The sequence below is a fragment of the Pseudoalteromonas sp. P1-9 genome, assembly GCF_001399975.1.
GTDB lineage: Bacteria > Pseudomonadota > Gammaproteobacteria > Enterobacterales > Alteromonadaceae > Pseudoalteromonas.
This window is the reverse complement of record NZ_LKBD01000037.1, coordinates 13,610-33,878: the sequence shown is the minus strand read 5'-3', so window position 1 is coordinate 33,878 and position 20,269 is coordinate 13,610. Positions and strand designations below refer to the sequence as shown.

The following is a 20,269-nucleotide window of genomic DNA, read 5'->3' as shown; positions in this document are numbered from 1 at the left end:
CTTTTACATACTATCCGCAGTCGAGAGCGGACAACGGGCTATTTCTGTTATTTCACCGTTTGCATCTTCTTGCTCTAAAATCACGTCAAACCCCCATAAACGATATAAATGTTTAATCACTTGGTCTTTTGTGTTCGCAAGCGGTATATCGTTATGTGGCGTATAACGCAGTGTAAGCGCACGGTCGCCTCTTACATTAACATTGAACACCTGAATGTTGGGTTCTAAATTACTTAGGTTATATTGTTCAGATAGTGCCTGCCGAATGGCGTGGTAGCCGGATTCATTGTGAATTGCACTGACTTCTAAGTGGCTTTCTTTCTCGTTATCTAAGATAGAGAAAAACTTAAAATCGCGCATTAACTTAGGTGATAAAAACTGACTGATAAAGCTTTCATCTTTGAAGTTTTCCATCGCAAAATGCAGAGTATCGAGCCAGTTACTGCCAGCGATTTCAGGAAACCACCGTTTGTCTTCATCTGTTGGGTTTTCACATATACGACGAATATCCACCATCATATTAAAACCGAGCGCATAGGGGTTAATGCCTGAATAGTAGGGCGAGTTATAAGGCGGCTGATACACAACATTGGTATGGGATTGCAGCACTTCTAACATAAAGGCATCACTTAACTTACCTTCATCGTACAAGTGATTCAGCAAGGTATAGTGCCAAAATGTTGCCCAGCCTTCATTCATTACTTGAGTTTGCTTTTGTGGGTAAAAATATTGCGAGATTTTGCGCACAATACGGATTATTTCACGTTGCCAAATTTCGAGTAATGGTGCTCGTTTTTCAATAAAATAAAGAATGTTCTCTTGTGGTTCACTCGGAAAGCGTGCAGCTTGTGTTTCAGCTTCGCTTTGTTGTGAGGGAATAGTTTTCCACAATTCATTAACTTGAGATTGTAAGTAATCCTCGCGTTCTTTCTGCCTTTTTTGTTCTTCAAAAAGGGATATTTGTTGAGGTCGTTTGTAGCGGTCTACACCATAATTCATTAATGCATGGCACGAGTCGAGTAGTTTTTCGACTTCTTCTACGCCGTACTTTTGTTCACATTCGGCGATGTAATTTTTAGCAAACAGTAAATAATCAATTATAGAGCTTGCATCGGTCCAAGTTTTAAATAGGTAATTACCTTTAAAAAATGAATTGTGCCCATAGCAGGCATGTGCCATAACAAGCGCTTGCATTGGCATGGTGTTTTCTTCCATCAGGTATGCAATGCACGGATCTGAATTGATTACAATTTCGTAGGCAAGCCCCATTGCACCACGTTTATAATTTTGCTCTGTTTGAATGAATTTTTTACCAAAAGACCAGTGGCTGTAGCCAATTGGCATGCCAACACTAGAGTAGGCATCCATCATTTGTTCTGCAGTTATTACTTCAATCTGATTAGGGTAAGTATCGAGGCGATAAAACTCAGCAACCCTAGCAATCTCGGTTTGGTATTCTCCGAGTAAATCGAATGTCCAATCAGGACCATCGCTTAGTACTTTTTTACTCATAACTAGTCCTTGAAAATTAAACTACATCTGCGGTGGTATCTTTTTTAAATAGCTCCCTGAAAATAGGGTAAATGTCTTCCACCGATTTAATGTGTTGAATGGCGAAGTTTTCATGGGTATCGGCGAGCACTTGATATTCACGCCATAGGCTTTGATGTGCTCGTGTGGTGATTTCGATATAAGCGTAATATCGCGTAACAGGCAGAATTTTATTTGTAAGCCAATCACTACATTGTGGCGAATCATCAGCCCAGTTATCACCATCAGATGCTTGCGCAGCATAAATATTCCACTGTTCAGAGTCATAACGCTCTTTGATTATTTCGTCCATCAGCTTTAATGCGCTTGATACAATTGTGCCACCCGTTTCTTGCGAATAGAAAAACTCGTGTTCATCGACTTCTTTGGCTTGGGTATGGTGACGAATGTAAACAACTTCGATGTCTTTGTAGGTACGCGTTAAAAATAAATAAAGCAAAATATAAAACCGTTTTGCGGTTTCTTTGGTTGCTTGGTCCATCGAACCTGACACATCCATTAAGCAAAACATTACAGCTTTAGAACTTGGCTCAGGGCGCTTCTCATAGTTTCTAAACCGTAAATCAAAGGTATCAATAAACGGTACTGTGGCTATTTTATTTTTAAGTTGCTCTATTTCCTTTGCAAGCAGGGCTATTTCGCTTTGGTTTTCCTTTTTGTTTTTTGTAAGTTCAGCAAGTTTTTGCTCAAGTTCAGCTAATTGACGTTTTTTGCCTGCGGTCATGGCAATGCGCCTTGCGACTGAACCTTGTAATGAACGAACAATATCAATATTTGAAGGAACTCCATCGTTACTGTAACCAGCACGATGGGTTTTCATTTGAACTAACTTATTGAGTTGGTTCTGTTTCAAGTTTGGTAGTGCAAGATCTTCAAACAGCAAGTCTAAGTATTCATCTTTTGAAATGGAAAAAACAAAATCATCTTGGCCTTCTCCAGAGTCACTGGCATCACCTTCGCCCGCACCTTGACCTTGTCCACCAAGGGGACGTTTTATTCTGTCCCCTTGACTAAATTGGTCATTGCCTGGATGCACCATATCGCGTTTGCCACCTTTACCCTGATGGAAAATAGGCTCTTGCATATCACGACTTGGAATCGAAATGCTTTCGCCTGTTTCCACGTCAGTTACGCTGCGTTTGGCAATCGCATCGGAAACCGCCTCTTTAATTTGGCGTTTGTAACGCTTAATAAAGCGTTGACGGTTAACCGTATTTTTATTTTTCCCGTTTAAGCGTCGGTCAATAAAATGTGCCATATACGCCTCCGTAGGTCTTCTTTACAATTACTACTAACTTACTGTGACTTACGAACTCGTAAATACCATTCACTGAGCAAACGAACTTGTTTCGCTGTATAGCCTTTTTCAACCATGCGGTTAACAAAGTCCTCGTGCTTTTGTTGATCTTCGGCACTGGTTTTTGCATTGAATGAAATAACAGGCAGTAGATCTTCGGTATTTGAGAACATTTTCTTTTCGATGACCGTTCTTAATTTTTCATAGCTCGTCCAAACAGGGTTTTTACCGTTGTTGTTAGCACGTGCTCTTAAAACAAAGTTTACGATCTCGTTACGGAAATCTTTTGGATTAGAAATTCCCGCTGGCTTTTCAATTTTCTCTAGTTCTGCATTGAGTGCAGCTCTATCAAATAATTGGCCTGTATCTGGGTCGCGGAACTCCTGATCTTGGATCCAGAAATCGGCATAGGTGACATAACGGTCGAAAATGTTTTGGCCATATTCAGAATAGGATTCTAAATAAGCGGTTTGAATTTCCTTACCGATAAACTCTACATACTTCGGAATTAAGAAACCTTTTAAGAACTCAAGGTAGCGCTCTTGGGTTTCTTGTTGGAATTGCTCGCGCTCAATTTGTTGCTCTAGCACATAGAATAAATGAACTGGGTTAGCTGCCACCTCAGTGTGATCAAAGTTGAAAACACGCGATAAAATCTTAAAGGCAAAGCGCGTTGATAGGCCGTTCATGCCTTCGTCAACACCAGCGTAATCTTTGTATTCTTGGAACGATTTAGCCTTCGGATCGGTGTCTTTTAAACTCTCGCCATCGTAAACCCGCATTTTTGAATAAAGACTTGAATTTTCGGGCTCTTTAATTCGTGATAACACTGAAAACTGCGCTAGCGTCTCTAGAGTACCTGGGGCACATGGCGCTTCGTTTAGTTCTGAGTGTTGTAGTAGTTTTTCGTAAATTTTAATTTCTTCAGAAACACGCAGGCAATAAGGCACTTTCACAATGTAAACACGGTCTAAAAACGCTTCGTTGTTTTTATTGCCTTTAAACGTTTGCCATTCTGATTCATTAGAGTGAGCCAAAATCATACCATTGAAGGGGAGAGCAGAGAGACCTTCGGTACCGTTGTAGTTACCCTCTTGTGTAGCGGTTAATAATGGGTGAAGCACTTTAATCGGTGCTTTAAACATTTCGACAAATTCCATTAAACCTTGGTTAGCATGACAAAGTGCACCGGAATAGGCGTATGCATCGGCATCGCTTTGCGCAAAGTGTTCAAGCTTACGAATGTCCACTTTACCTACAAGTGCGCTGATGTCTTGGTTATTCTCATCACCAGGCTCAGTTTTCGCTATAGCGATTTGGTCTAAAATAGATGGGTAACGCTTTACTACTTTAAATTTCGTAATATCACCGTTAAATTCGTGCAGGCGCTTAGTGGCCCACGGTGACATAATTGTTTTTATGTATCGATTGCTAATACCATATTCTTTTTCGAGGATATCGCCGTCTTCTACGGGGTCGAATAAGCAAAGGGGGTGATCATTTACAGGGGAATCTTTAAGGCAATAAATAGGTACTTTTTGCATTAGGTATTTAAGCTTTTCAGCAAGCGATGACTTACCGCCACCCACAGGACCAAGTAAATAAAGTACCTGTTTGCACTCTTCAAGCCCTTGAGCTGCATGCTTTAAATAGGCAACAATTTGTTCAATGCTATCTTCCATGCCATAAAATTCTTTAAAGGCAGGGTAGCGCGGAATAACACGGTTAGAAAAAATACGACTGAGTGTTGGATCTTGTGATGTATCCACCATTTCAGGCTGACCAATCGCCATTAATAACCGCTCTGCTGAGCTGGCATAGGCGGATTTATCTTCTTTACAGATCTCGAGAAACTCAGCAATAGTAAATTCTTCTTCTTTTGCGGCTTCGTAACGAGATTGGAAATGATCAAAAATTGTCATATAGACCTCCTAAATACCGGAAATTTTGCAACAGCAATAAAACTAGCCACTATTTATAAGGTTAGACGGGATTTTTGATTGTGCGAGATAAATAAAAGATATTTAAAGAAAAAACTTTACTATATTTCAGAGTGTTGAATATTATGCAATAGTTGCTGAGGGATTATGAAAAGTGCTGGGAAATGTCAGTAAAACGCATACGTTTTACTGACAAAAACAGGTATTAAGCTAGGTTTGCGTTTGCAAATTCCCAGTTAACTAGTGCCCAAAAACCGTTTAGGTATTCAGGACGCACGTTACGGTAATCGATGTAGTAAGCGTGTTCCCAAAGGTCAACAGTGATGATTGGTGTAACACCCGCTTCAGTTAGTGGTGTAGCTGCATTTGAGGTGTTAACGATGTCTAGGCTGCCGTCAGCTAGTTGTACTAACCATGTCCAGCTTGAACCAAAGTTGTTAACAGCTTTGTCGTTGAAAGCAGCTTGGAATTCAGCGAAAGAACCCCATTTAGCGTTAATTAGTTCAGCAACTTTACCTGTTGGCTCGCCACCACCGTTTGGTGAAAGGCTGTTCCAGTAGAATGTGTGGTTCCAGATCTGTGCTGCGTTGTTGAATACACCACCTTCAGAGCTACATACTACTTCTTCAAGAGTTTTGCCTTCGAAGTCAGTGCCTTCTACTAGACCATTTAGTTTTACAACGTATGTGTTGTGGTGCTTACCGTGGTGGAACTCTAGTGTTTCTTTTGAGATATGCGGCTCAAGCGCATCGATTGCATATGGTAGTGACGGTAGTTCAAAAGCCATTTTATTTCTCCGTTGGCGTTAAAAAAGCGGACAACATTTTACATGAAGATGTCCGATATAAGTGTTAAACTATATCCGAGTATTTTACTCAAGTTTTTATAAACAGCAATGCTAGAAATAATTTGCGGTTATATTATAAACAGTTAGTTACATTTTAACTGTTATTCAACGCGTCTAGCATAGTATTAACTTAAAGAAAATTCACCTATTGTGATAGGGTGCATTTAACTTTGTTGATATTTTTTCAGCTAGGTATTTGAGCTAAGGCCAAACGCGCGATTATCGTCTCGTTTTAAACGATGTCATTGATAATTTAGTGTGTGAGATGTGCATGGTCAAATGCCTGCCAAACGATGCGAATAGGCCTATTGGCATGTTGAAAAAGAGTAATAATCAACAATGAAACTGCGCTAGTGTGCCAAATAAGGCGAGTAAATCACTCGGTTGAATTGCTAAACAAAGATAAATTACGCCAAAAGGTGTCGAGGTAGTAAATGGAAACGTTAGACAAGATTAAGCAACAGATCGCAGAAAATTCAATTCTACTTTATATGAAAGGCTCTCCAAAATTACCAAGTTGTGGTTTTTCATCTCAAGCGTCACAAGCTTTAATGGCATGTGGTGAGCAATTTGCGTACGTTGATATTCTTCAAAACCCTGATATCCGTGCAGAGTTACCAGCTTATGCAAACTGGCCTACGTTCCCACAGTTATGGGTTGAAGGTGAGCTAATTGGTGGTTGTGACATTATTGTAGAAATGTTCCAACGCGGTGAACTACAACCTTTAATCACCGAAGTTGCCGCTAAAAATAAAGAAGCAGAATAATATTACGTTAAGTAGTAATTGATTTTGTGGTATTTTTGCTAAGCTTAATTCATTAGTATGATGTTTTAAGCTTAGTATGACTTTTCAATCTTATTTTATTCCTCTCGTTGTTGCGCTGTTTTTATTGAGTTTAGAGAGCGTTGCAAAATCATTTGAACTTTCATATCAACATCAGCAACAAACTAAAACGATCAGCGTTAATCAGCCCTCTGCAAACCGTTTTGAAATAGCCCATGAATTACCACAGCAATTAAGCCTAGTAACGCTTGATTGGCCACCATACATTGACCGTAATTTATGTGACAACGGTTGGGTATTCACACTTACAGCAGCGTTATTTAATGAACTTGGGTTTGGTATTAGTGTCGAGTTTTTTCCTTGGGCTCGCTCGGTACGCATGGCTGAATTAGGGCAGGCTGATATTTTGTTCCCAGAATATTTTATAGAAGTGACCGCCCCCAGTGATGTAATAGCCAATAGCTTTAGACGCAACAACTTAGCATTATCGACTCCTTATGCAGGCGGCTTAATTGGACTAATGATTCGTGAAAATTACAAAGCCCCGTACGATGGCACTTTTCAGTCAATTCAAGGGGCGCGAATTGGCGTTGTTAGAGGGTATCAAAATACCCCTGAGTTTGATAAGCACCTTGATCTTGGCTTTTTTAATGCAATTCAAGCGCGCGATGATCGACAAAACCTAAAACTTTTATTGGCGAGTCGGGTAGATTACATTGTTGCTGATCCCAATGTAGTCGATTACCTATTAAGTCACGACGAGCGAAGTGACAAAAATCAAATTAAATTCATTGAACCGGCCTTTCAATATAATGATTTTTACTATGCTATAAGTAAACGCAACGCAATGTGGCAATCGCTGCAAGTTAAAATTAATGCCAAGCTATCAGAGTTTGAGCAAGCCGGAACAATTAAAACCATTCAACAAAACGCTGGAAAGTGTGCGCCCGCAAACTAGCGTCCTGCCTGATGTACAAGATAATTCAAGTTTAAAAAGAGGGTTTTCGGTTAATTGGTATTACCATGAATAAATATTCAAAATAATGAATGGCTTACGTTTACGTAAACTACAGTTGAGAGTTGTTTTTATTTACATTGTGTTAATATGATACCGGTGTCAATAAGATCCTATAACCAAGATAACCCCAATTTAGAGGCTTTTTCCGGTAAAGTTGTTGAATTTATGTATAAGTGAAAAATATTCAATAACCTGAATATGTATTCATAATTTGGTTGACTCTAAGCAATATCTTGGTTAATTTTGAGAATCGCGCAAGTGAACACACGGCACGTACCAACATTAGCAACCTTTGTTTCGCGTTAACAAAATCGCTATTACTTATCGAACTGTCATAAAACTTCGATACGGTCACGCCAATACTTCCGTCAATCACAACTGTTTTGTTCACTTGAGCTGTAGCAAGGGAGGAGTCCAACATGTTATATGACTCGAGATTAGAAAAAGATAATTGCGGTTTTGGCCTTATCGCGCACATTGAAGGTCAGCCGAGTCACAAATTAGTTCGCACAGCGATCACCGGGTTAGATCGAATGCAACACCGTGGTGGTATTGCAGCAGATGGTAAAACCGGCGATGGCTGTGGGTTGTTATTGCAAAAACCAGACGGTTTCTTCCGTGCTGTTGCTGCAGAAAATGATTGGCACTTAGGTAAAAACTACGCTGTTGGTATGTTATTCCTAAGTCCTGATCCGGTCATCGCAGAGCACAACAAACAGGTAATTAGTGAAGAACTAGAAAAAGAAACGCTAAAACTGGTTGGTTGGCGCGATGTGCCCGTTAATCCAGCAAGTCTAGGACCGATTGCGCTGGAACAATTACCTAATTTTCAACAGGTCTTTATTTCAGCGCCAGAAGGCTGGCGTCCAAAAGATTTAGAGCGCCGTTTGTACATCGCACGACGTCGCATAGAAAAACAAATTAATGATGAACATTTTTATATTGCGAGCCTGTCGGGCTTAGTATCGGTATATAAAGGCTTAATGATGCCGGCAGATTTGCCGAATTTCTACCTTGATCTAGCCGATATGCGTATGGAATCTGCTATCTGCGTTTTCCACCAACGTTTTTCTACTAATACGCAACCGCGCTGGCCGTTGGCACAACCATTTAGATACCTTGCACACAATGGTGAAATTAACACTATTGAAGGTAACCGCCAGTGGGCGAGAGCGCGTGCGTATAAGTTTTCATCACCATTACTACCTGACTTACAAAGTGCGGCACCATTTGTAAATGAATCCGGTTCAGACAGCTCAAGCTTAGATAATATGCTAGAGCTATTCTTAGCGGGTGGCATGGATATTTTCCGTGCTATGCGCATGCTAGTGCCACCTGCATGGCAGAAAAATCGTGCGATGGATGAAGACTTACGTGCCTTTTATGATTTTAACTCAATGCACATGGAGCCTTGGGATGGTCCTGCAGGGTTAGTAATGTCGGATGGCCGATTTGCTGCGTGTAACTTAGACCGAAACGGGTTACGTCCTGCTCGTTATGTAATTACTAAAGATAATCATATTACTTTAGCGTCAGAAGTGGGTATTTGGGATTACTCTGCTGACGAGGTTAAAGAAAAAGGCCGTGTTGGGCCGGGTGAATTACTGGTTATTGATACATTGCATGGCAAAGTATGGCAATCGTGCGAAATCGACGAAGATTTGAAAAAGCGCCATACCTACAAGCAGTGGTTAACTGACAACGTGAAACGTTTAGTGCCATTGGAGGAAATTGACGAGCAAGACCTTATCGGTCAACGTGAATACGACGATGATATGCTGGCGATTTACCATAAGCAATTTGCTTACAGTAACGAAGAACTTGACCAAGTTATTCGCCCAATGGGCAACTCAGGCCAAGAAGCAACGGGGTCAATGGGCGATGACACGCCATTTGCGGTGCTGTCGTCACAATCACGTTTAGTCTATGACTATTTCCGTCAAAAATTTGCGCAGGTGACTAACCCGCCAATAGATCCATTACGTGAAAACCATGTTATGTCACTGGCTACCTGTATTGGTCGTGAACAAAACGTATTTAACGAGACAACAGGGCACGCAAAACGCTTACAGTTTTCATCGCCAGTGTTGACTTACTCTGATATGAGTCAGTTGTTGTCTGCAGATCAGGCGCATTATTCATTTGCCTCATTGTCGATTAATTATGATAAAGATGACTCATTGTTATCGGCAATTGAAAACGTATGTGACCAAGCGGAAGATTTAGCGCGTCAAGGTACGGTATTGATTGTATTAAGTGATAAAGGTTTAACACCTGACACTTTGCCGATTCCTGCTGCGATGGCAGTGGGTGCGGTGCAGCGTCGCTTAGTGAGTAAGAACTTACGCTGTGATACTAACATTATTATTGAAACAGCGAGCTGTCGTGACCCACATCAATTTGCCGTATTACTCGGCTTTGGTACTACCGCTATCTACCCATATTTAGCATATGAAACGCTAACACAAATGGTAGATACCGGCATTATAGAAAAATCGTATCGCGATGTGACCTTGGCGTATCGTAATGCAATTAACAAAGGTCTCTACAAAATAATGTCTAAAATGGGCATTAGTACCGTTGCTAGCTACCGTTGTTCGATGCTGTTCGAAGCAGTAGGGTTAAGCGATGAAGTTGTAGACTTGTGTTTCTCAGGCGTTGTTTCGCGCATTCAAGGTGCAGACTTTAACGATTTCCACCAAGATCTTATTAATTTATCGCGTAAAGCGTGGATCAAGCGCAAGCCGCTCGACCACGGTGGCTTGTTAAAATACGTGCATAACGGAGAGTATCACGCGTACAACCCGGATGTGATCCAAACATTACAAGTAGCTGTGCGCTCAGGTAATTATCAGGATTACCAAAAATATGCAGATTTAGTAAACACCCGTCCAGTCACTAATATTCGTGACTTGTTAAAACTGAAAACAGGGCAAACGGCTATTGATGTGAGTGAAGTGGAAGATGCAACTGAACTTTATAAGCGATTTGACTCAGCGGCAATGAGTATCGGTGCGTTATCGCCTGAAGCACATGAAGCGCTAGCGATTGCAATGAACCGCTTAGGTGGTTGTTCAAATTCAGGTGAAGGCGGGGAAGATGTCGCTCGCTACGGCACAGAAAAGAACTCGCGTATTAAGCAAGTTGCATCGGGTCGATTTGGCGTAACGCCGCACTATCTCAAAAATGCTGATGTCATTCAGATTAAAGTGGCTCAGGGTGCAAAACCAGGTGAAGGCGGTCAATTGCCGGGTGAAAAAGTGACTCCGTACATTGCTAAGCTACGTTATTCAGTACCTGGTGTAACATTAATTTCGCCACCACCGCATCACGATATTTATTCAATCGAAGATTTAGCTCAGCTTATTTTTGACTTAAAGCAAGTAAACCCAGATGCCATGATTTCAGTGAAGTTGGTATCCGAACCGGGCGTAGGCACAATTGCTACTGGTGTTGCTAAAGCTTATGCCGACCTTATTACCATTGCGGGTTATGATGGTGGTACGGGTGCTTCACCATTAACCTCTGTTAAATATGCGGGTTGTCCTTGGGAATTAGGCCTTGCAGAAACGCAACAGGCACTGGTTGAAAATGGTTTACGTCATCGAATTCGCTTGCAAACCGATGGTGGTTTAAAAACGGGTTTAGATATTATTAAAGCGGCTATTTTAGGTGCAGAAAGCTTTGGTTTTGGCACTGGTCCTATGGTTGCTCTTGGTTGTAAATACCTGCGAATTTGTCATTTAAATAACTGTGCAACAGGTGTTGCAACGCAAGACGAAACACTGCGTGCGAAGCACTATCACGGTTTACCGGAAATGGCGATGAACTACTTTAAGTTTATTGCAGAAGAAGCACGCGAAATTATGGCGAGCTTAGGGGTAACTAAATTAGTTGATTTAATTGGCCGAACCGACCTGCTTGAAGTGTTAGAAGGCACAACTTCAAAACAAAGCAAGCTTGATTTATCTCCGGTTATTGCTAAGCCAAACAACAAGAGCGGTGAAACCTTATATTGCAGTGCGCCAAATACGTCGCATTACGAAGGTAAACTCAATGAAAGTTTGTTGGCTCAAGCAAAAGAGGCAATTGAGAACAAAACGTCGATTAAATTGCGCGCGCCTATTCGAAACACTGACCGTTCAGTTGGTGCGTTGCTATCCGGCTATATTGCGAATCTTCACGGAAATCAGGGATTAGCGGCCGATCCGATTATTATCGAACTACAAGGTACGGCAGGCCAATCACTGGGTGTTTGGAATGCGGGCGGTCTTGAACTACATGTAACTGGTGATGCTAACGATTATGTCGGTAAAGGCATGGCTGGCGGTAAAATTACCGTACGTCCGCCGCTTGGTTCATCGTTTAAATCACATCATGCAACGATTGCAGGTAACACCTGTTTGTATGGTGCAACTGGCGGTAAATTATTTGCTGCAGGCAGAGCGGGTGAGCGCTTTGCGGTACGTAACTCGGGTGCAATTGCGGTAGTAGAGGGACTCGGTGACAACGGCTGTGAATATATGACTGGTGGTATTGTGTGTGTGCTTGGCGACACCGGTATCAACTTTGGCGCAGGTATGACAGGTGGTTTTGCTTACATACTTGATGAAAAAGGCGACTTTGATAAACGCATCAACACAGAGCTGGTCGAATTAGTAGAGCTTGCAGATTTGAATATTCATCATGAGCATTTACGCGGCTTAATTGGCGAGCATTTAGAAGCAACACAATCAAATCGCGCAGAGCAAATTTTAGCTGATTTTGAGTCATACATTGCGCAATTTAGATTGGTTAAACCTAAATCGAGTGATGTGAAAGGTTTGCTTGGTCATAGAGCACGTTCAAGTGCTGAATTAAGAATACAGGCGCAATAGGAGGAGTATAATGTCACAAAACGTATATCAATTTATCGATGTGCAGCGTGTCGACCCGCGCAAAAAGCCTATTTCGTCACGTAAAAAACAGTTTGTTGAAATCTACGAACCGTTTTCAGCGAAACAAGTTGACTCGCAAGCCGATCGTTGCCTTGACTGTGGTAATCCATATTGTGAATGGAAGTGTCCTGTGCACAACTATATTCCACAATGGTTAAAACTGATCAAAGCCGGCAAAGTGATCGAAGCGGCTGAATTGTCGCATCGCACCAATAGCCTGCCTGAAGTGTGTGGACGCGTATGTCCGCAAGACCGTTTATGTGAAGGTGCGTGTACACTCAACGAAGAATTCGGCGCGGTAACCATAGGTAATATCGAAAAGTATATTTCTGATACAGCCTTTGCGATGGGGTGGAAGCCAGATATGTCGCACGTGGTTTGGAGCGATAAGAAAGTTGCTATTATCGGAGCGGGGCCTGCAGGGTTAGGTTGTGCTGATATTCTTGCGCGTAATGGTGTTAAACCTGTGGTGTTTGACCGCCATCCTGAAATTGGCGGTTTACTGACGTTTGGTATCCCATCGTTTAAATTAGAAAAATCGGTAATGGAAAACCGCCGTGAAATTTTCACGGGGATGGGCGTTGAATTTGTGTTAAATACCGAGGTCGGTAAAGACATTGCACTACAAACCATTATTGATGAATACGACGCGGTATTTTTAGCGGTGGGCACTTATCAAAATATGCGTGCAGGCCTTGAAAACGAAGATGCTGATGGTGTGTTTGATGCATTGCCATTTTTAATTGCCAATACCAATTTTCAAATGGGTTACGACGAAACACCAGAATCTTACATCAATATGCAAGGCAAACGCGTCGTTGTGTTAGGTGGTGGTGATACGGCAATGGACTGTGTGCGTACCTCAATTCGTCAAAATGCCAGTAGCGTTGTGTGTGCTTATCGTCGTGATGAAGCCAATATGCCAGGCTCAGTACGTGAAGTAAAAAATGCCAAAGAAGAGGGCGTTGAGTTTATGTTTAATGTACAACCAAAAGGGGTTGTACTTAATGACAGTGGCAAAGTAACTGGCGTAAAAATGGTTAAAACGCAGCTTGGCGAGGCCGATGAAAATGGCCGACGTCGTGCAGAGGAAGTAGCCGGTTCTGAGCATGTTGTGCCAGCCGATGCGGTGATCATGGCATTTGGTTTCCAGCCTCATGCAATGCCGTGGTTAAGTGAGTTTGATGTAGAACTTGATAAATGGGGCCGTATTGTTGCACCTGAGCAAGGCGCATATACACACCAAACATCTAATCCTAAAATTTTTGCTGGTGGCGATGCCGTAAGGGGTTCTGATTTAGTGGTTACCGCTATTTATGAGGGCCGCAACGCAGCAGAAGGCATTATGGACTATCTCGAAGTTTAGTACTGTATAGCCCTAAATGTGGTTAAACATTTAGGGTAGCTTATAACATTAAAAAGGTGGGTAAATGCCCACCTTTTTAATGTTTATGTTTTTTGTGCTTAATGGTATTGCGACAGTAATTCTGAGGCATTAGTGCGGGTAATTTCACTAATATTCGTGCCGCCTAATAAGCGTGCAATTTCATCAATTCGCCCCGAGTTATCCAGTACCGACATATGCGTATGCGTGTGTGTGCCATCATCGCTTTTACTGACAAAAAACTGATTATGACCACTTGATGCAACTTGCGGTAAGTGGGTTACACAAATAACCTGTGTACTATTGCCTAACTGGCGCAATAACTTACCAACGGCTGATGCAGTTGGGCCAGAAATGCCCACATCAACTTCATCGAAAATTAAGGTTGGCGTAGTCATCTTATCTGCAATAATCACTTCAATGGCAAGACTAATACGTGATAGCTCACCACCCGAGGCTACTTTCACAAGCGGTTGTAAACGTTGGCCTGTGTTAGCAGCAACTTGAAAATCTATACTGTCTAGGCCTTTGCTGCTGGTTATCTCTTGTTGCTCAACCACAATGGCAAACTTGGCGTTTTCCATTGATAACATCACTAGTGACTCAGTAACTTGCTTTGATAGTTCATCTGCTGCGATTTTTCGGCTTTGCGAAAGGCGCGTGGCGACAGTCACATAATGTGCTTTAGCCTCGGCAATTTCGCTTTCTAGTGCGGCGAGACGTTCGTCACTTTGCTCAATGTTGGCAAGACTTTGCTTTAGCTCAGCGTGTAAATCTGGGATCGCTTCAGGTGAAATATCGTGCTTTCTTGCCAAATCAAGTGCGCGCGCGATTCGATCATCAAGTTCTGATAACTGCGCAGGGTCCATCTCAACGCTTTCTTGATAATGGCTAAGTTCGCGCGCAGCTTCTTCTAAACTGATGCCCGCTTCAAATAACAAGTCGGCGATTGGTGCCAACTTTTTATCTAAACTTGCTAACTCAGCAATTTGGTTTGCACTCGATTGCACCATAGAGTACGCATTATAATTATCTTGTTGATAAATAATTTGCAGCTCTTTTTGTGTACCTTCAAGCAACGAATTTGCGTTACTTAGCAGCTTATGTTGTTGTTCAATTTCTTCAAACTCACCGCTATCAAGAGAAAAGTCATCTAATTCAGCCACTTGATACTCGAGCAATTGCTTTTCAGCGGCTGCTTGCTGTAGTGACTGACTTAGCGTCGCCTTTTCTTTTTCAAGTGATTGCAGCGCGTTGTATGCCGTTTTAACGTCGCTCACAAGCTCAATGTGTCCAGCAAAGCTATCAACTACCGACAACTGATAACCGGCTTTATTGAGCTGTTGGTGCGCGTGTTGGCCGTGAATTGAAATAAGCAAGCTGCCGAGCGATTTTAACTGCCCTGCTGGTACCATTACGCCGTTTATATAGGCTTTACTGCGGCCGTTTGCCGAAACGACGCGGCGGATAATGCATTCGTTACTATCACCTAATTCATGCTCACTAATAAAGTGTTGTGCAGCAGGTAAGTTTTGAATATCAAACACCGCCGAAACTTGGGCTTTATCGGCGCCTTCACGCACCATACTGGCTTCGGCACGTTCGCCTAAACATAGCGATAGGGCATCAATAGCGATTGATTTACCCGCGCCAGTTTCACCTGTGATAGTTGTCATACCTTGATGCCATTCAATATCAAGGTGTTCAACAATTGCAAAATTTGTTACTTGTAATGATGTTAACATAACTGATTATCCATACAGTATATTAACTGGTAATTTATACAGTAAATAAAAAATAGGCAAGTTAAAAATGAAGATATTTTGTTGCGGAAGAAAAAAAGAGTAAGCAGAAGTATTGAAACGGGTTTGCGCTAATAGCCTATATTTAGGCTTTAGCGCAGATTAAATTATACGTTTTCTTCGTGAAGTTCCGGCTCAACGTTTTCATCAGTTGATGCAAGTGTTGGCGTTATCACTTGTTGGCTTAATGAAGGCAATTGATGCAAATAAAAATCACTGTTGAATTGGTGCCCGGATGTAGGTAATTGTTCAACAAATGCATAAATTTGTTTACTTAACGTCAATTTATCTTCTGCCGATTCAAACTTTAGCAACTCATTTTCGAGTACGTCAGTTAGGTTACCGATTACTTGTTCATAATGGGTAATGGTTTCATCATTTTTACGTTGCATTACAAAGTAATTGTTGTTGATTTGCGATAACCCACTAATGTCTTTTGGTTTTACAATGCGTGATTTACCATAGCTTTGCACTATTTTGCTGTAACGTGAACTGACAACTTCGATACGTTCGCTTTGTTGTTGCTTTTCAAGTGCTAATGCTTTTTTTCGATTGTTATCGATGACTAAAAATGTCGTTAACAGTACAATTAATAAAACGGTGGTTAAAAATACTACAAACCCCACTTTTTCTTTCCTTTCAAATGATTACTCTGAATCTGACTAAGTAAATTGCGTAACACACTTAGCAATAATGTTCTTGTGCGTTCTAGTTTTATAGTTTTTCCAAGTACAAGACAAATTTGTGCGATAAAATAAGGCGAGTGTACGCACATTTAACGATGCAATGCCTTGGTACCCACTAGAACTTAATTTGTTATTTTGATTTCAGGTTGATTAATATAAACGACTGCCCCAGTTTAACTTTTGGCGCAGTACATTGTAATACGAATATTTGCTTGGATGTACCATGCGCAACTGTTGCTCACTTCGTTTGATCACAATTTCATCACCTGGCAATACCGCTAACACAACATGACTATCACAACTCACTTGTAAGTCCACATCATTAGCTGGGCTCAATGCCAGTTTTACTTCACTGTTTGCATCCACCACAAGTGGACGGCTGGTTAGTGTGTGTGGAAACATAGGCACCAATGAAATGGCGTTGAGCTTCGGGTTTAAAATGGGTCCGCCGCCAGAAAGACTATAGGCAGTCGAGCCTGTTGGCGTTGACACAATAAGGCCGTCAGATTTTTGCGAGAATACAAACTCTCTATCAATAAAGGCTTCAAACTCAATCATGTGCGCAACTTTATTGGCATGCAACACGGCTTCGTTAACCGCTGTGTTTGAGCTTTTTAGCACTTCATGGCGATAGATTTCCACTTCCAGCAAGAAGCGTTTTTCTTCACTAAATTTACCAGCCAGTACTTGCTCAAGCTCACGCTCAAAATTGTCGGGATCAAGGTCGGTAAGAAAACCGAGATTACCTCTATTCACGCCGATAACCGCAATATCAAAGCGGGCCAATACACGAGCTGCGCCTAGCATATTACCGTCACCTCCAACCACAATCGCTAAATCACAGTTGCGGCCAATTTCAACTAACGACGCTGAATGCTCTTCATCAACAATGGGTTCAGCGACACGGCTTTCAACGTAAACTTGATAACCGAGTGCCGTTAAAAAGGTATGCAGTTTGGCAAGTGTTACAGCCGCGCCTTCATGGTTCGGTTTGCCAATCAATCCTATGTTATTAAATACTTGTGCCATAAAATCGTCACTGATAAAGTCTTGCCTACAGTATATCTTGATTTTTAATCATCAGGCCATAAATAATAATCATGAAATTAAGCGCCCGTGATCAACTCATTTTTTCTGCCGTTATGGACTTATATTGCAATGGCGAAGGTACGCCAGTTGCATCAAGCCATGTGGTAAAGCAGAAACAAATTAATATTTGCAGTGCGACAGTACGCAATGCAATGGCGCGTATGGAAAAGTCGGGGCTATTGTATGCGCCTCACACCTCTTCGGGACGTGTACCAACAGAGCTGGGTTTTAGTTATTGGTTTGATGAATTTTTTCAACTTTCGGATATTGCAGACTATTGGGAACCTAGTGCGCAAAACCTTACCGAATTTTCACATCGCTTAAGCCAACAATATAAACTGTGTGTGTTGGTGAGTTTGCCAGAGGCCATGCAGCAACATATTTATCGTGCAGAAGTGCTCGATTTTAGCTTTGAAAACTGGCTTATTTTATTGTTCGATAGAGACGGTAATAGCCAAAACATTCAAATTAACAAGCCTCGCGAAGCAAACGATGCATTACGCAATCAGTTTAATGCGTGGCTAAATACTGTTTTTGCAGGGCATAACTTGGCTGAAGGGTTACGCCGCATGGTGGCGATGCGCCAAAGTGCACCAATGTTTTGTCATGGTTCGCTTGGTATGTGGATTAAGGCGCTCGCTGAAAAACTGCATGTAGATAGTAGCATTGTTATTGGCAGTCACTATTTATTTGGTGCACTGTCTAGCGAGCAGTTAAATCAAATTGGCGCGCCATTTTTAGATTATGTAGAACAAAAGTTAGCGATGAAAATGGGCATGTCGGTTATGTACCACGACAACTTGCCGTTTGGTGCGTTGGAAGATTACTTATTACTGAGCGTGCCGTACTTTTCACAAGAGATATACCAAGGCCGTTTATGTGTGCTCTGTCCAAAGTCGGCGAAAATTGAAGCAATTATCAATGAAATATCGATTAATTGCGCTATTAGCTCTTGAAAGGCGTTTATCAATCCCCATAATTAGCATCAGTTGTAAGATTTCGGAGAGTATCAATGTCTGAGCAAAATAATCAGCCAGAGCAAGAAGCAGAAGTACAGGAAACCCTTGACCAAGTAGCAGAAGAGCTACAACAAGGCGGTGAAGAGCTAAGCGCAGAAGCGGAAATTGCAGTATTAAATGCAGAGCTCGAAGCAGCGAAGCAAACAATTGAAGAGCAAAAAGACAGTGTAGTACGTGCTGCCGCAGAAGTTGAAAACATGCGTCGTCGTACAGCGCAAGATGTTGAAAAAGCACACAAGTTTGCCCTTGAAAAATTCGCCAATGAACTACTACCTGTGCTTGATAACTTAGAGCGCGCGATTGAGTTTGCTGACAAAGAAAACGAACACATTAAGCCGGTAATCGAAGGTGTTGAGATGACGGCAAAAAGCTTTGTTGATGCCGTAGCAAAGTTTGGTGTTGAAGTGGTTGCGCCACAAGGCGAAACGTTTAACCCTGAATTCCACCAAGCGATGTCAATTCAGCCATCTGCTGATGTTGCACCAAACACTGTTATTGCAGTAATGCAAAAAGGTTACCTACTAAATGGTCGTTTACTTCGTCCAGCAATGGTAATGGTGTCTAAAACTGCTGAATAATAGTGCTTAAGAATGCAAAAAAGCTGTAACCTTGGTTACAGCTTTTTTTGTGCCTGTTGTGGCAAATAAAATGTACTAATGGCCGAACTTTAACTGCTTTAATTGGCAGATTAAAATACCGCTTACTGCCATTGCCATAGCAACCGCAAATCCGATGCTTGGCGGTAATGGGATAAACGCTAAAATTGGGCCTGCAAAGGCACCACTGCCAAAGCGTAAAGTACCTATCACAGCGGTAGCTGTTCCAGATTTCTTCTTGAAATTTATTAAAATCAGCGCATCGGCGTTGGTTGCCATAATGCCTAAACTCATCATCAGTGGCGCAATAAACGCTGCAACCAAATACACATTGTGCGTAAATACACTGACTAAAATAAGGCAAGTTACCGCAATAAAGCTAATGGCTAAGCCAATATTGAGCATTTTACGCGAGCCAAATTTAGGCACTAACCGGGTATTAATAAAGTTACCTAACATTAACGCCAATACATTAAATGCAAATAACACCCCAAATAGGGTTTCACTCACCTTAAAGTGTGCCATATAAATTGCTGATACTTTGGTTAAAAAGCAAAAGAACGCGAACGAGGCGAGCATGGAAATAACAATATCAAAACGTGCTTTTTTGTTTGTGAGCACAATGCGATAGTTTGAAAAAAACAGCGCCAAACCTTTAATTTTGCTGGGATGAATAGGTACTTCTTTTAAATAAAAATAGGCTAATACAAACAGCACACCAGCATAAATCGTCAGTGCATAAAAAATAGCATGCCAATGCCAGGTGATCATTAACATACTGCCGATACTTGGTGCGAGCAGTGGTGCTAACATCATAATCATCGACACGTAAGACATGCCTTTAGCAGTGTTTTCTTGATACATATAGCGAATAATACCAGGTACGACGACGGTGACAGCAGAGCCAAAAAATGCTTGTGCAAAGCGTAAAACAATAAAGGCATCAATAGACTGTGTAGCGGTAAGTAAAAAAGAACATAAGCCAAAGCCTAGCAAGCCAAAGAGTGCGAACAAACGCCTGCCTTTTTGGTCAATTAGCGGCCCAAATAACATCATGCCTAACGCATAGCCAGCTAGATAGCTACTTAAAGAAAGTTGGACTTGCGCCATATCGGTGTTGAAGTAGCTTGATATTGCAACAAAAGCAGGTAAGTACAGGTCAATTGCTAATGGCGTTGTTGCGACGAGCGCCGATAGTAGGGGTAAGATGAATTTAGATAACGTTTTTTCAGTCACAGAAATACTTATTCAGGGTATCGGGGAACCCTATTTTACGTGTAAAATATGTGATTTGATACAACAGATCCGATTAAGCGCT

The 20,269-nt window shown here is 41.6% G+C and carries 14 protein-coding genes; 6 read left to right on the top strand and 8 right to left on the bottom strand.

All coding sequences use genetic code 11. The annotated features are described in order from the left end of the window. Positions 1–3: 3 nt before the first annotated feature. The 4 genes from AN214_RS17860 to AN214_RS17845 form a co-directional block, all read right to left on the bottom strand. Positions 4–1,512, bottom strand: a complete 1,509-nt coding sequence (locus tag AN214_RS17860) for a SpoVR family protein (RefSeq protein ID WP_054980970.1) — start codon at positions 1,510–1,512, stop codon at positions 4–6. 16 nt (positions 1,513–1,528) lie between these two features. After that, a complete protein-coding gene (locus AN214_RS17855) occupies positions 1,529–2,809 on the bottom strand; it encodes a YeaH/YhbH family protein (RefSeq protein WP_054980969.1) in 1,281 nt (426 codons plus the stop codon). A 38-nt stretch (positions 2,810–2,847) separates the two neighbouring features. Next, on the bottom strand, positions 2,848–4,770 hold the full coding sequence (locus AN214_RS17850; RefSeq protein WP_054980968.1) for a PrkA family serine protein kinase: 1,923 nt from the start codon (positions 4,768–4,770) through the stop codon (positions 2,848–2,850). Positions 4,771–4,993: 223 nt separating this feature from the next. Further along, a complete protein-coding gene (locus AN214_RS17845; protein ID WP_010560387.1) occupies positions 4,994–5,575 on the bottom strand; it encodes a Fe-Mn family superoxide dismutase in 582 nt (193 codons plus the stop codon). Positions 5,576–6,069: 494 nt separating this feature from the next. On the opposite strand from AN214_RS17845, the gene AN214_RS17840 reads away from it, so the two are divergent. The 4 genes from AN214_RS17840 (at position 6,070) to AN214_RS17825 (ending at position 13,741) form a co-directional block, all read left to right on the top strand. Further along, positions 6,070–6,402 (top strand): Grx4 family monothiol glutaredoxin, encoded by a 333-nt coding sequence (locus tag AN214_RS17840; RefSeq protein ID WP_010560386.1) that lies wholly within the window; start codon positions 6,070–6,072, stop codon positions 6,400–6,402. 76 nt (positions 6,403–6,478) lie between these two features. Next, positions 6,479–7,378, top strand: a complete 900-nt coding sequence (locus tag AN214_RS17835) for an ABC transporter substrate-binding protein (protein ID WP_054980967.1) — start codon at positions 6,479–6,481, stop codon at positions 7,376–7,378. Between the two features lie 479 nt (positions 7,379–7,857). Continuing rightward, complete coding sequence (gene gltB, locus AN214_RS17830) at positions 7,858–12,315, top strand: glutamate synthase large subunit (protein WP_054980966.1); 4,458 nt, start codon at positions 7,858–7,860, stop codon at positions 12,313–12,315. Between the two features lie 10 nt (positions 12,316–12,325). Next, positions 12,326–13,741 carry an FAD-dependent oxidoreductase gene (locus AN214_RS17825; protein WP_054980965.1) on the top strand — a complete coding sequence of 472 codons (1,416 nt, stop codon included), beginning with the start codon at positions 12,326–12,328 and terminating at the stop codon, positions 13,739–13,741. Between the two features lie 98 nt (positions 13,742–13,839). Here the strand turns inward: AN214_RS17825 and recN are convergent, their stop codons facing one another. From recN to nadK, 3 genes are all read right to left on the bottom strand, one after another. Further along, the gene (recN, locus tag AN214_RS17820) at positions 13,840–15,504 is read right to left on the bottom strand and encodes a DNA repair protein RecN (protein WP_054980964.1); all 1,665 of its coding nucleotides are present in this window, start codon (positions 15,502–15,504) and stop codon (positions 13,840–13,842) included. Positions 15,505–15,668: 164 nt separating this feature from the next. Continuing rightward, positions 15,669–16,187: a hypothetical protein gene (locus AN214_RS17815; protein ID WP_054980963.1), complete on the bottom strand. Its 519-nt coding sequence runs from the start codon at positions 16,185–16,187 to the stop codon at positions 15,669–15,671. A gap of 210 nt (positions 16,188–16,397) precedes the next feature. Further along, positions 16,398–17,276, bottom strand: coding sequence for an NAD(+) kinase (gene nadK, locus AN214_RS17810; protein ID WP_054980962.1), 879 nt, complete (start codon positions 17,274–17,276; stop codon positions 16,398–16,400). 71 nt (positions 17,277–17,347) lie between these two features. Here nadK and AN214_RS17805 point away from each other — a divergent pair, with 71 nt between their 5' ends. Both AN214_RS17805 and grpE read left to right on the top strand, forming a co-directional pair. Next, a complete protein-coding gene (locus AN214_RS17805; protein WP_054980961.1) occupies positions 17,348–18,292 on the top strand; it encodes a hypothetical protein in 945 nt (314 codons plus the stop codon). Positions 18,293–18,348: 56 nt separating this feature from the next. Beyond that, positions 18,349–18,933 carry a nucleotide exchange factor GrpE gene (gene grpE / locus AN214_RS17800; protein ID WP_054980960.1) on the top strand — a complete coding sequence of 195 codons (585 nt, stop codon included), beginning with the start codon at positions 18,349–18,351 and terminating at the stop codon, positions 18,931–18,933. 75 nt (positions 18,934–19,008) lie between these two features. Here grpE and AN214_RS17795 read toward each other — a convergent pair whose 3' ends face one another. After that, entirely contained in the window at positions 19,009–20,187 is a 1,179-nt protein-coding gene (locus AN214_RS17795) for a multidrug effflux MFS transporter (protein WP_152960802.1), read from the bottom strand. Positions 20,188–20,269 lie beyond the last annotated feature (82 nt).